14 protein-coding genes are annotated in these 13,961 nt (G+C 35.0%); 6 read left to right on the forward strand and 8 right to left on the reverse strand.

What is annotated here, in order from left to right:
- Window positions 1-146: 146 nt before the first annotated feature.
- From infB to rimP, 3 genes are read right to left on the reverse strand one after another with little or no spacing between them, the layout of a single operon-like run.
- Window positions 147-3,140, reverse strand: coding sequence for a translation initiation factor IF-2 (infB, locus tag CF599_RS02745; RefSeq protein ID WP_121964511.1), 2,994 nt, complete (start codon window positions 3,138-3,140; stop codon window positions 147-149).
- Between the two features lie 48 nt (window positions 3,141-3,188).
- Complete coding sequence (gene nusA / locus CF599_RS02750) at window positions 3,189-4,427, reverse strand: transcription termination factor NusA (RefSeq protein ID WP_121964512.1); 1,239 nt, start codon at window positions 4,425-4,427, stop codon at window positions 3,189-3,191.
- Window positions 4,428-4,441: 14 nt separating this feature from the next.
- Window positions 4,442-4,909 carry a ribosome assembly cofactor RimP gene (gene rimP, locus CF599_RS02755; RefSeq protein WP_121964513.1) on the reverse strand — a complete coding sequence of 156 codons (468 nt, stop codon included), beginning with the start codon at window positions 4,907-4,909 and terminating at the stop codon, window positions 4,442-4,444.
- A 169-nt stretch (window positions 4,910-5,078) separates the two neighbouring features.
- Here rimP and CF599_RS02760 point away from each other — a divergent pair, with 169 nt between their 5' ends.
- A complete protein-coding gene (locus CF599_RS02760; protein ID WP_121964514.1) occupies window positions 5,079-5,909 on the forward strand; it encodes a universal stress protein in 831 nt (276 codons plus the stop codon).
- A gap of 140 nt (window positions 5,910-6,049) precedes the next feature.
- Here the strand turns inward: CF599_RS02760 and CF599_RS02765 are convergent, their stop codons facing one another.
- Window positions 6,050-7,027, reverse strand: a complete 978-nt coding sequence (locus tag CF599_RS02765) for a DUF6266 family protein (protein WP_254050223.1) — start codon at window positions 7,025-7,027, stop codon at window positions 6,050-6,052.
- Between the two features lie 698 nt (window positions 7,028-7,725).
- Between CF599_RS02765 and CF599_RS02770 the strand changes: the two genes are divergently transcribed.
- Window positions 7,726-8,079, forward strand: a complete 354-nt coding sequence (locus CF599_RS02770; RefSeq protein WP_121964515.1) for a hypothetical protein — start codon at window positions 7,726-7,728, stop codon at window positions 8,077-8,079.
- Between the two features lie 120 nt (window positions 8,080-8,199).
- Window positions 8,200-9,351 carry a tetratricopeptide repeat protein gene (locus CF599_RS02775; RefSeq protein ID WP_121964516.1) on the forward strand — a complete coding sequence of 384 codons (1,152 nt, stop codon included), beginning with the start codon at window positions 8,200-8,202 and terminating at the stop codon, window positions 9,349-9,351.
- A gap of 93 nt (window positions 9,352-9,444) precedes the next feature.
- Here CF599_RS02775 and CF599_RS02780 read toward each other — a convergent pair whose 3' ends face one another.
- The 4 genes from CF599_RS02780 to CF599_RS02795 form a co-directional block, all read right to left on the reverse strand.
- Entirely contained in the window at window positions 9,445-10,269 is an 825-nt protein-coding gene (locus tag CF599_RS02780; RefSeq protein ID WP_254050224.1) for a mechanosensitive ion channel, read from the reverse strand.
- Window positions 10,253-10,480, reverse strand: coding sequence for a hypothetical protein (locus tag CF599_RS02785; RefSeq protein WP_121964518.1), 228 nt, complete (start codon window positions 10,478-10,480; stop codon window positions 10,253-10,255). Before CF599_RS02785 ends, CF599_RS02780 begins: the two co-directional genes overlap by 17 nt.
- A 2-nt stretch (window positions 10,481-10,482) precedes the next feature.
- Window positions 10,483-11,064 carry an RNA polymerase sigma factor gene (locus tag CF599_RS02790; RefSeq protein WP_121964519.1) on the reverse strand — a complete coding sequence of 194 codons (582 nt, stop codon included), beginning with the start codon at window positions 11,062-11,064 and terminating at the stop codon, window positions 10,483-10,485.
- Window positions 11,065-11,129: 65 nt separating this feature from the next.
- A complete protein-coding gene (locus CF599_RS02795; protein WP_121964520.1) occupies window positions 11,130-11,726 on the reverse strand; it encodes a riboflavin synthase in 597 nt (198 codons plus the stop codon).
- Between the two features lie 58 nt (window positions 11,727-11,784).
- On the opposite strand from CF599_RS02795, the gene pdxA reads away from it, so the two are divergent.
- From pdxA to rpmF, 3 genes are read left to right on the forward strand one after another with little or no spacing between them, the layout of a single operon-like run.
- Window positions 11,785-12,855, forward strand: coding sequence for a 4-hydroxythreonine-4-phosphate dehydrogenase PdxA (gene pdxA / locus CF599_RS02800; protein ID WP_121964521.1), 1,071 nt, complete (start codon window positions 11,785-11,787; stop codon window positions 12,853-12,855).
- A 50-nt stretch (window positions 12,856-12,905) separates the two neighbouring features.
- Window positions 12,906-13,541: a DUF177 domain-containing protein gene (locus CF599_RS02805; RefSeq protein WP_121964522.1), complete on the forward strand. Its 636-nt coding sequence runs from the start codon at window positions 12,906-12,908 to the stop codon at window positions 13,539-13,541.
- Window positions 13,542-13,550: 9 nt separating this feature from the next.
- On the forward strand, window positions 13,551-13,748 hold the full coding sequence (gene rpmF / locus CF599_RS02810; RefSeq protein WP_121964523.1) for a 50S ribosomal protein L32: 198 nt from the start codon (window positions 13,551-13,553) through the stop codon (window positions 13,746-13,748).
- The last annotated feature ends 213 nt before the right edge of the window (window positions 13,749-13,961 follow it).

Here is a 13,961-nt window from a genome sequence, read left to right on the forward strand (position 1 = left end):
ATTTTAAAATAAGACAACTTGACAGAAATCTTTATCACAAGCTTAACATTTAGCTGACGAACCCAGTCAGTACTAACTTACGGTTAATTTTACTCAAAAAAAAAGCTTGTCAATTCTGACAAGCTCCTTCTTTAATTATATTTTGATTATTTAAGTTTCTTCTTAACCTCTACTTCTTGGAAAGCTTCGATTACGTCATACTCCTTAATATCATTGTAGTTCTTGATTTGGATACCACAGTCATATCCTTTAGATACTTCTTTAGCATCGTCTTTGAAACGTCTAAGAGCAGTTAACTCACCAGTGTAAATTACAACTCCCTCACGGATCAAGCGGATTCTAGAGTTACGGAAGATCTTACCATCTGTAACCATACATCCTGCGATAGTACCAACTTTAGAGATTTTGAACAACTCTCTAATCTCAGCAGTACCAGTAACCTCTTCTTTCAACTCTGGAGATAACATACCTTCCATTGCATCTTTAAGATCATCGATAGCAGCATAGATAATAGAGTAGTTACGGATATCGATTTCTTCTTTATCAGCTAATTGTTTAGCAGACGCCATTGGACGAACGTTAAATCCGATAATGATCGCATCAGAAGCAGAAGCTAACAATACGTCAGACTCTGTAATCGCACCAACTCCTTTGTGGATAATGTTGATTTGAATTTCTTCTGTTGATAATTTAGAGAATGAATCAGATAATGCCTCAACAGAACCATCCACGTCTCCTTTTAAGATAATGTTCAACTCTTTGAAATCTCCTAAAGCGATACGACGTCCGATCTCTGCTAACGTAATGTGACGTTGAGCACGTACAGATTGTTCACGGATTAACTGAGTACGTTTAGATGCAATTTGTTTTGCCTCTTTTTCCTCTTCGAATACGTTAAATTTATCACCTGCAGTAGGTGCTCCATCTAATCCTAATACTGAGATAGGTGTTGATGGTCCAGCTACTTTAATTGATTTACCACGTTCATCATGCATAGCACGTACTTTACCATGGTTACATCCTGCTAATAAATAATCACCTACTCTTAATGTACCAGCCTGAACTAATACAGTAGATACATATCCTCTACCTTTATCTAAGAAAGCTTCTACTACAGTACCTACTGCTAACTTATCTGGGTTAGCTTTAAGGTCAAGCATTTCAGCTTCTAATAACACTTTTTCAAGTAATTCAGCCATACCAATACCTTGCTTAGCAGAGATATCTTGAGATTGGTAAGTACCACCCCAGTCTTCTACTAAGAAATTCATTGAAGCTAATTTCTCTTTAATCTTTTCTGGATTAGCAGTTTGCTTATCCACTTTATTGATAGCAAAGATGATTGGTACACCAGCCGCCTGAGCGTGGCTAATAGCCTCTTTCGTTTGTGGCATGATGTCATCATCAGCAGCGATTACGATAATAACGATATCTGTTACTTGCGCACCACGAGCACGCATTGCAGTAAACGCCTCGTGACCAGGTGTATCTAAGAAAGTAATCTTCTGACCATTTTCTAATGTTACTCCATAAGCACCGATGTGTTGTGTAATACCTCCTGACTCACCAGCGATAACGTTAGCTTTACGAACATAATCCAATAAAGACGTTTTACCGTGGTCAACGTGTCCCATAACAGTAACGATAGGTGCACGAGGTTTTAAATCTTCTTCTCTATCTGGAGCCTCTTCTATAGCTTCTTCAATAGCAGCTGTAGTAAAGTCAACTTCATATCCAAATTCATCAGCTACGATAGATAATGTCTCAGCGTCTAGACGTTGATTCATTGTCACCATAATACCTAATGACATACAAGTACCGATAACTTTAGTAATAGGCACATCCATCATTGTAGCGATTTCTCCTACAGTAACGAACTCAGTTACCTTTAATACTTTGCTTCCAGCTTCTAATGCTTTTTGTTCATCATCCGTTTTCTTACGGTGAACATCACGCTTATCACGACGGTACTTAGCAGATTTAGACTTGTTACCTTTACCTTGAAGACGTTCTAGAGTCTCCTTGATTTGGTTTTTCACTTCTTCATCTGTAGGCTCAGCCTTAACGATAGGAGTTGTAGTGTTACGTCTTTGGTTTCTGTTACCAAATTTGTTACCACCAGCATTATTATTGTTATTAGGACGTGGTCCACCACCTTGGTTTCTATTGTTGTTGTTTCCACCGTTGTTATTAGTACCTCCAGCAGTATTGTTGTTTGTACCTCCAGCAGCGTTTCCACCTTCACCAGGTTTAGCTATACGTTTTCTCTTATTCTTGTTTGCAGCATTACCAGCACCTGGCTTAGCATTGTTACCTGCATTACCACCTTTTTTAGGATCCTCTTTTTTCTTTTTAGGCTTATCGAATTGAGATAAATCGATAGTCTGTCCAGTAAAAGTAGTACCTGAAAGTTTTTGGTAATTTGTCTTGATAGTCTCGTCTACTGCTTCCTCAGTCTTAGCTGTCTCCACTGCAGGCTTAGATTCTACTTTCTTAGAATCCTCTTTCTTAAATGAAGCATCCTTACTTCCTGTTACAGATTCTTTCTGTTTTGGTTTTTCTACCTCTTTTTTAGCTTCCACTTGTTTACTTGAGTTCGTTACTTTAGATGCTTCTTTCTCAACCACAGGTTTAGCGACAGACTCTTTCTTATCCTCTATAACCTCTTTAGATAGCTTTTGCTTATTCTCTTTAGCAGGAGCTTGGGCATCTTTTTCAAAAGATTTATTTTCTTTATTTGAATCGTCTGAAGAAGCTTTAGTCTTTTTAGGTTCTAGGTCGATTTTACCCACAGGCTTAATAGCTGCAATTTCTTCAGCTTTAGCACGGATAACCTCTTGCTCACGCTTAATACGCGCTTCCTCTTGTTTTTTCTTCTCTTCTAATTCTTTATCACGCTCTACTTTTAAGGCCTCTTTCTCTTTCTTCTTCTCCTCACTTACTTCAATAGATGCCTCTTTCTTACCTTTGTCAGCAGAAAATTGTTTAGTCAAAACACTGTATTCTTGATCAGAAATTTTAGCATTAGGTGTTGCGTCGATATCGAAACCTTTACCTTTTAAAAAGTCAACGGCTCTATCGAGAGAAATATTCAATTCCCTTAAAACTTTATTAATTCTTATTGCTCTTTCTTCAGACATATTATCCTTTTAGTGTATTAATTGTGTTGTGTTGTTAACCTGTATTCATTAGTCCTCGAATTCTTCTTTCAAAATTCTAAGTACATTCTCAATTGTTTCCTCCTCAAGATCAGTACGTTTCATTAACTCATCAACACTTAGGCTTAAAACGCTTTTAGCAGTATCTAAACCGATTCTTGCAAATTCTTCAATTACCCAACTTTCGATTTCGTCACTGAATTCTCTTAATTCAACATCGTCATCCTCTGGGTTCAATTCACGCATAACATCAATATCATAACCAGTTAACATACCAGCTAATTTAATGTTTTGTCCACCACGTCCTATCGCACGTGATACCTCTTCTAATGCTAAGTAAACATTCGCTTTCTTAGTCTCTTCATTTATAACTACCTTGTTTACGTTAGCAGGTGCTAATGCACGCTTAATAAACAATTCAGTATTATTTGTAAAGTTAATTACATCAATATTTTCGTTACCTAACTCACGTACGATACCGTGGATACGAGAACCTTTCATTCCCACACATGCTCCTACTGGATCGATACGATCATCAAATGTATCTACTGCTACTTTCGCTTTCTCACCTGGGATACGCACTACTTTCTTAATAGTGATATGACCATCAGCAATCTCAGGAATCTCTTGCTCAAATAATCTCTCTAAGAACTGTTGTGATGTTCTAGACATGATGATTTGTGGCTTAGCTCCTTTTAATTCTACTGCCTCGATAATACCTTTGATAGTCTCTCCTTTTTTAAAGAAATCTGATGGAATCTGTTTATCTTTTGGTAAAACGATTTCATTTCCTTCCTCATCCATCAAAATTACAACTTTTGGACGGATGTGGTGCACTTCAGCAGAATAAACTTCACCGATAATGTCTTTAAACTGTTTGTATAAAGTAGTGTTATCGTGCTCAGTTACTTTAGAATTTAAGTTTTGGCGCAATGCTAAAATAGCACGTCTCCCTAACTCTTCTAATTTAACTTCTTCTGAAACTTCCTCTCCTACCTCAAAATCTGGTTCGATTTTGCGTGCTTGAGATAATGAAATTTCATAGTTCTCATTCTCTACTTCACCATCATTTACTACGATACGGTTTCTGAATATCTGACAATCTCCTTTATCTGGGTTAACGATAATATCAAAGTTATCATCATTACCAAATCTTTTTTTCAATGCATTTCTAAATACATCTTCTAAGATTGCCATCAGCGTTACACGCTCAATATCCTTTTCGTCTTTAAATTCTGAGAATGAATCTACTAAATCTCTATTCTCCATGTGCTTTTTTTATTTTAAAATGAAATTATAACATTCGCTTCTTTAATATTCTCGAAAGGTATAACAGCTTCTTTATCCACTGTTACTTTTCCTTTTCCTACTGGCTTAGCTTCTCTCGCTTTCCATTTTAGGACAATCTGATTATCGATAACATTATCTAGAGTAGCCTCATATTTCTCTTGATCTAGAGTCACTACTTTCAGTTTTCTACCAATGTTTTTATGGTACTGACGTAGTAACTTAATAGGTGCCGTAGCTCCTGCTGATGCCACCTCTAGTCCGAAATCTTCTTCTTCTCTGTCTAAATTATGCTCTATAGCTCTACTAAAATTGATACAATCTTGTAGTGTCACACCTCCATCTCCATCGATCGTAAGAAGAATCTTATTATCCGGAGACACTGTAAAATCGATAACAAATATAGATGTATACTCTTCTAAAGCCTTATCTATTAATTCTTGTACTTTACTTTTTAATGCCATATGCTATAAAAAGAGGGGACTAGATGTCCCCTCATTATTTAATTTTTTTAATAAATAACAGTGCAAAGATATTAATTTTTTTATTACAAATAAAACTTTTGCCTATTGATAATTATATTCTTAACTTTAAATCATGTAATTAAATCGAAATAAAACAACAAATATCACTATGAAAAAAATACTAGTTCCAACAGATTTTTCTACACAAGCTTATAATGCTCTCAAAGTAGCAGCATGTATTGCTAAAAAATCAGAGAATTCGGAAATTCTATTACTACACATCCTTGACTTACCACAACAGGGTACTGACAGTATCCAAAAAGGTACTCCGGCTCCTGAAGTTATGTTCTTTAAAAATGCTGCTGAACAGAAACTACAAGAATTAGCATTATCACCTATTTTCGCTGATATCAAAGTATCTACCAGCTTGATTTTAGACAGAACTGCATATGGAGTAACCAAAACTGCAGAAACTAATGATGTAGATCTTATCGTGATGGGGTCTCACGGTGCTAGTGGTGTGAAAGAATACTTCGTAGGGTCTAACACACAGAAAGTAGTCAGAACATCTGACGCACCTGTTTTAGTGATTAAAGGTAATGGTGATGACTTTAAAGTACACGACTTAGTCTTCGCTTCTGACTTCACTGATAATATGAAAGAATCTTTCAAAAAGATACTTCGTCTGCACAAGATGTTTAACACGAAGCTTCACTTGTTAATGGTTAATACGCCGAATAGCTTCAAACCTACTTATGTAGCAGAAGAAATTTTAGATGAATTCTTAAAAGACATCACAGATACAGAATATGACTTATCTATCTATAATGACCTTACAGTAGAAAAAGGAGTACTTAACTATGCGAAGAAAGTAGACTCAGATCTAATCACCATAGCTACGCACGGACGCACAGGGTTATCACACTTCTTTAATGGAAGTATCAGTGAGGATCTAGTGAACCACTCGCCTATCTCTGTACTGACTCTTAAGATAGACTAATATCTAGAATCACAATATAGAATACAGCTGACTACTAACAAGTAGTCAGCTTTTTTTATAGCATAAAACCTACCAGACACAGCTATTCTCATTAACTTTTCGTACAAAAAAATTACCTTACTTCCTTAAAACACTCCTCATCACTCATCCTGTTCTTCAATTCGCTTTAATGCTTCTAAGACAGACCATGGTTCATAATCCTCTATCTTCTTAAATACTTCTTGATTTTTAAGATTTGAGGAACCCATATTTTCTCCTATTTGGGCTTCTGCCTTTGCACTATCTATATTACTTAAAGCCCCAGTTTCTATTCTATCCGACTTCATATTCTCCTCCTTTACTCCTTCATAAGAACTTAGTATCCCATTTCCATTATTCCCTTCACCATTTTCAGCATCTAATTCTCCACTTACCATGTTCTCCACCACACTTTTTCCCTCCGATTCTGCATTCTCCACTTCCACACTTTCATTCAGTTCTGTGACTCCGTGGTAAGCACTCGTACTAACCAACTTGCCATCCGCAGATTTCCACACACTCCAGAAATGTACATTACCCTCCACCCATTCCTTAGGCAAATCAAAGTGTACATATTTATCCTCGCGCCTAGCGATAGATTCTATCTCTTTAAATTCAAGTAACTTCTCACTGTAAGCGATTATAGTCAGACGATCTGAATCCTTTGTCAATACATTGGTGATTGAATTATCCCACTGCACCTTAATCTTTTCTGTCTTAAGTTTACTTATTTTCTTAATCACAGCAGGAGGCAGAGTCCCAATAGACAACAATACACTAGCAATATCAAGACACAGTTCCCCCTCTATCTTCAAGACCCCATCTTTCATCAGCATCGAAATCAATTGTTCCTTACCAGTAGCCATCTTATCATTAAGCATCGTCAGTGGATAATTCGCATTGACAAAGTCCTTGACTTTATTAGCAAAAGTCGACACCAAACTCAACTTACTGCGTTGCGCTATTTGCTTTTCAGAAGCACTCTTATTTGACTTACGCGGTGTAGAACGCAAGAAATACCTTCCTCTCCACATAAACCCAACTACAGGTCCTATCTTACCGTGTACACCCCCTAATATTCCATCTTTAATTTCTGCCATAATTGTAATTACATTTTGCTATGATTTACTTTTTTTACACACCCTCCTTTTTCATACTCACAAGATATAAAACACAGTAATACAATTATTTAACTATTCAAAGAACTTTCAAAAAAAGTAGAAATATCAGCAGACATCGACCATTAGCGCAAACTCACTATTAAAAATGAAAAATATCAAAGCATCATTTTACCTCACTTCAGGAGTAATCTCACTTCATCTATCATTTTCAATTAAAGGAAAGTATTGTATCAATACCAGAAGTATTCATCGACTAAGACTCCTCTAGCTCCACTATATACAGTCTATTCTCCATGAACTGTCGACCAACTTAGCATTTAGTTAGATTCTACATAGGTTCTAGAGTAGTCCTCTAAAAACAAGACAGATATAATCTATTGAAATGCAAATATTTATACTTTTTACGAGAAAAAAAATAGGGTGTAGTATTTTTCATCATAGTATGATATAGGGTAAATCGGCTAGCATGTTAAGAGAAAAAGAAGGTAGGGCAGGAAGAATAAAGCCACTTAAGGAGTAGCTACGGCTGTAAAATAAAAAAAGCAGTCCGTTAATTTTAAAAATTAAACTAATCACACTTAACACTTGCCTTTCTAAAAAGCTTCATCACAATATTAGATAGACTAGATGTATTGAAAAATAAAAATAATTATTTAGCTTTGAGATAATTATCCACTATGAAGAAGCAAACAGAACAGTTATTATTAACTCTTGAGGGAAAAATAATAAAGATAGGCGAGTTGCATATAGCACTTCATTCTATCAATACAAGTAAACAACATCCCTATCTATATAGAGGAGATGTAATCTTAGATAGTAATGCATTACCCGAAGCCTTATACTGCTTACTAACCGAAAAAGTAGTAGCGGTAAATACTTATGTATTCTCTGCAATAGACACTTTAGATATAGAGATAAACGCATACGGATTATCATTAGCGAATAACAATACTCCTGTATATAATATCTACATCGAAGAGAATAATATCGAGATAGAATGTGACTTTCCACTAAGAAAGCAAATTAACTAATACCCGACAAATTAGCCTTCTTATTCAAATTGTCCTACTTAAATATTTCTTCCACCTGATTAACTTGTAGCAATAGTTAGAATTATTATTACTTTTAACAAAAAATTCTAATAAAGAAATATGAAAAACAAAATCACTGTATTTAGTACAGTACTAATGCTCTTCGCATTAGTAGGAAATCTAATGGCTCAAAACAAAATACAAGTATTGAGTGCTGTAGTCAAAGATAAAAAGATAGAGGGAGCACAAGTGCTAATCCAACGCAATGGAGAACAGACCATCTCTGGCTACACAGATAAGGACGGAATGGTCAATCTTAATGTTCCTTATGCAGATAATGGAGACACCAAAGTTATCATCAAAAAAGATGGGTACTCTACCTTAGTCGCTAAGTGTGCTTGTGCAGGAATGACTTATGCTATAAGTCCTGTGATGAAAAACCTAGATGGTATACGTGTGGTATTGACTTGGGGATCTACTCCAGCAGATTTAGACTCGCATCTATGGTTCCCTAATAATCACGTTTACTTTAGTAATAAAGTAGGAACTAAAGCTAATCTAGATGTAGATGATACTGATGGTTATGGCCCTGAAACAATCACTATCCAAGAGAAGAAGTTTGGTTCGGAATACTATTATGCTGTACACGACTTTACGAATAGATCGTCTACTAGCAGCACGCAGATGTCTAAGAGTAACGCTACTGTGTTCGTCTATGTGGGTCAATCTTTAGTAAGAACATACTACGTTCCGAAAAACAAAACAGGTAACTTATGGACTGTGTTTAAAGTAACGAAAGAGGGAGAAATAGAAGACATTAATAGCTATACAACATCTAGTTATGGAGATAGAGGAGACTTAAGATACACGAGAAGTGGCGAGCTAGGTTCTCTAGATACTGTAAATAAAGATGAGGCACTAAGGTTAAACAATCTAGCAACCAAAGAATATGACAAACAAAACTATGTAAAAGCAATAGAACTGTATACTGCGGCGATATCAGCTTACCCTAACTTTAGTCAGGCGTATGGTAACTTAGGATTGTCATATAAAAAGAATGGTCAATATGCAGAAGCTCTATGGGCAAACCGTAAGGCAATAGCACTATCTAATGGGCCTACTGTACGTGCAGGCGCATACTATAATATCGGTAGAATATATGAAGATCAAGGCGAATACGAGAAAGCAAGAGAGCAATATCGTATGTCTAAATCAAATGTAGACAAACCTGTATACGATGAGGCTATTCAACGTATGACAGATAAAATGTAAGGAATAAATAATCCCTTATAAAAATAGAAAAGGCGAATGTTCATATAGAGCATTCGCCTTTTTATATTTTAAGCTTCAAATAAAATCTGACTACTATTTTACAATTTCGATATGACTTTCTGATACCTTAGCGATAGGAAGATAGTGCTTCTTCCCTTCTACTAATAAACATAAATAAATATTATCAATAGAGATTACATATCCTTCTAACCCATCTATGCGTATTAACTGACCTAACTCAAGATTCTTACGTGCATAAAAAGAGAACAACAATCTAGTCACAACATCTTTAGATCCTAATCCTAATGACAATGCCACTGTAAGTAATATAGCCCCTACAATGATAGAGATATTATTAGTAATGATATCTGTATTAATTCCCATCTGATTTAGCGTAGTGATAAACACAAATACAAGGATTAAGTAAAACAAGATATTACCTATCATACGCGCTCCACTGAAGTCAACTGCTTTAAGCACTTCTACTACTGCTTTTTTAATCCAAGTAGCAAAATATAGTCCTCCAACAAAGATTAATAAAGCAACAAATACTTTAGGAATATATAGCATTAAATTACCTATCTCGCGAGACACTATTGTTAGCCCAAAAAGCTCGGCACCTACTACCACCATTAAGAATATCAAGAATACCTTAACGAAGAAGATTAACACGCTAGAAACACTAATTTTAATATTGACTCTATTTAAAAAGTCATTCTCACTTAGCAAATTTTGTACTTTCTCTAAACGAACTACCTTAAAAAGTTTCTTTAAAATATAAGAACATCCTTTAATCAGTAACCAAGAAACTAAAATATAGCCAACCAAAAAAACAAAGCCTACTAATCCTTGTAACAGCGAATTCAATACAGAATTAATCATCTGACTAGGATATTCAAAGTTATATAGTTCCATCATTCTTACTATTTTTAATTTTATTGATTAATTCATTTTCTTTTTTCAAATCTTTCTCCCCAATTAAACTCCCTAGAGTCTGAGGAACCTTGACAGTGTATAATTCGGACACGTCAAGTGACAACTTAATAAAGTTGAGATTATCTATTACCCTATTTTTTAAGTAATCTGGTAACTTTTCATCCTGAAGTATTTTTTTGAACGGATTTTCCATAATTACAACGAGTTATAAATTTCTACAATCTTTTTCTTAGCCCTATGGAGTCGCATTTTTACAGCACTATCTCCTAAATCTAATAGGATAGCTATCTCCTTAATCGACTTGTCATCTTGATATTTCATCAATAAAACAATCTTATCTTCCGGATCTAGTCTAACCAATGACTCCTGTAATCTATCCACACTCAAAGAAAATATTTCTTCGTCTGAGATCTCGTCTTCTATAGATAAAGCGTATTGATTCTCATCATCCAACACTTCTTCATTTCTCTTTTTCTTAAGAACTAACTTAGAATAATTGACACAATGATTATACGCAAAAGAATACAACCAAGTAGAAAACTTAGCTTCTCCTCTAAAATTCTTCAAGTTTAAATATAACTTCACAAAAATATCTTGGGTCAAGTCTTCAGCTACATCTCTTGATTCAGCAAAACCTAAACACTTACCATATACTTTCTGTGCGTACCGATCATAAAGTATCCCAAACAAGTTAGTATTGCTACTCTGAACGATGAATTGTACTAACTCCTCATCAGTCATTGTTGCAAAATTACTATTTTGCGAATTAAACTTCATATTATTGTTTTTCAGGTGCAAAGTAAAGTATTTTGCTCCAATAGTTAACTTAAAATTCTTAGTTTTTAATTTAACCCTCTCACTTGTATCAACTTAGACACATACTTCCCAACTACATCAAACTCAAGGTTCACAACGGTTCCAACCTCATATTGCTTAAAAATAGTATGCTCTATTGTGTAAGGAATTATCGCTACTTTAAAAGTATTAATACCCGAGTCCACTACTGTAAGACTAGTACCATCAATAGTGATAGACCCCTTCTCTATAGTCACGTGTTGAGAATTTTTCTTATATTCAAATCCAAAGTATGTGCTTCCTCCTGCTTCTTCGATACTCATACAAGTAGCCGTGTGATCCACATGACCTTGTACAATATGTCCATCTAAACGACCATTCATTAACATAGCTCGTTCTAAATTCACAGCTTGTCCTACTTTCCAAAAGCCAATACTCGTTACATCAATAGTCTCTTTTATAGCAGTGACAGTATATGCCCCTTCTTCTAAAGACACTACAGTAAGACAAATACCATTGTGTAGTACACTCTGATCTACCTGTAACTCATTAGTAAAAGCACACTCTACAGTAATATGCAAGTTTTCTTGATCTTTTACTATACTTTTTATATTTCCGATGTTTTCAACTATCCCTGTAAACATAACTCCATTTATTTTTATTAAATTTGCTTTCAAAAATAGGAATAATTTAGACGATACTATGAGCCAGAAGGAAGAAATTATAAAAGTGGGAATCTCTATAGGGGACCTAAATGGGATAGGCAGTGAAGTCATACTCAAATGTTTCGAAGACAATAGAATGCTAGAATTGTGCACTCCTGTTATATTCGGAAACTCAAAGCCGCTATCTTATGTCAAAAAGATAATAAACAGCAATACTAATATACAAGGAATAGACAGTTTAGATCAAATCGTACCTAATAAGTTGAATGTTCTAAATCTATGGAAAGAAAACGTTAATATCACTTTTGGTCAGAACGATCCACAAATAGGAAAATACGCTATCAAATCTTTTATAGCTGCTACTGAAGCATTAAAAAATGGAGAGATAGATGTATTAGTAACAGCTCCAATCAACAAGTACAACAGTGTAGATGAAGAATTTAAGTACCCAGGACATACTGATTACTTAAATGAACAACTAGAAGGACAAGCACTAATGTTACTCGTAAGTGACGATTTAAAAATAGGCTTATTGACAGATCACCTACCTATTCAGGATGTAGCTAAAGCAATCACTCCAGAATTAATACAACAAAAGGTGAAGACAATCAATACATCATTGATTCAAGATTTTAATATATTTAAACCGCGCATTGCTATCTTGGGATTAAATCCTCATGCAGGTGATGGTGGAGTAATCGGTCAAGAAGAACTAACAATTATAAAACCAACAGTAGAGAAACTAAATCAACAAGGTATTTTAGTATCAGGTCCGTTCCCCGCAGATGGGTTCTTCGGATCAGGAACACATAAACACTTTGATGCAGTTATAGCATGCTATCACGATCAAGGTTTAGCTCCTTTCAAGGCACTTTCTTTTGGCAGTGGAGTAAACTACACTGCAGGTCTGGACAAGATAAGAACTTCTCCTGATCACGGAACTGCTTATGAAATAGCTGGAAAAGGAACGGCAGATGAGACATCATTTAAAGAAGCACTATACTTAGCTATTGATATTTATACCAATAGAAGTAGAAATCTAGAAGCATCTGCAAACCCATTACAGCCTCAAGAAAAAGATTTTAGCACAAAAAAATTTGATAACTAGCTTGTAATTATAATAATTTTTTATCTTTGCACGCTCAAATCATGTATTTCATGAATATTGAAAAAGACTTTTTAATACCTTTTACAGGGTTAAAAAACGGAAAGCATTCGTTTGATTTTAAAGTAGATGACAGTTTTTTCGAAAACTATAACTACGGTGATTTCAATCATATAAATGCCGAAATAAACGTTCTTTTAGACAAAAAAATAAATCTATTTGAGCTACACTTCACGAGTAAAGGGTTCGCAAACGTACCTTGTGATGTGACAAATCAGGATTTTGATTTACCAATAGACAGTGAAATTGACTTGGTAGTAAAGTTCGGAGATGTCTTTGATAATGACCACGATGAGATCTTAGTTATCCCATATACGTCACATCATATTGACATAGCTCAGTACATATATGAAATGATAGCTCTGGCGATCCCTCAAAAAAGGGTTCATCCAGGAGTAAAAGACGGAACATTAGACTCAGAAGCTTTAGACTATCTAGGTTACGTTCACGAAGAGGAAAAAGATGAAGACGATGACTTCGGAGGTTTATTTGATGATGAAGATGATGAAATCTTCGGTTTAATAGACGACCTTGAGAACGATGAAGAAGAAGAGACAGAAGAAGAGAATACAAACAAAGATATTGACCCTAGATGGGCAGAATTAAAGAAACTATTAACGGATAAATAATATAGTAAAATGGCACATCCTAAGAGAAAAACCTCGAAAACAAGAAGAGATAAGAGAAGAACTCATTACAAAGCTGTGGCTCCAACAATTGCTACATGTCCTGTAACAGGAGAAGCTCACTTATATCACAGAGCTTACTGGCATGAAGGAAAAATGTACTACAGAGGGCAAGTTGTAATTGACAAAACAGCTCAAGTAGAGGCATAAGCTTTAAACAAAGTACAAATTAACTCTCACAATGTGTGAGAGTTTTTTTTTGGTATATAACCTATTTTAGAGAAACATAAAAGACACGTTAATCGTACTTCATATTGCCAAACATTGTTATAAATCTATACTATAGTATGTATTTTTTATGTTCACGTATGTTTTACTCAATAAATTGTAGTTTATTCGCTTTTCAGAAATTTGCGTTTTAGC

Source organism: Myroides sp. N17-2, from assembly GCF_002286775.1.
Lineage (GTDB): Bacteria > Bacteroidota > Bacteroidia > Flavobacteriales > Flavobacteriaceae > Flavobacterium.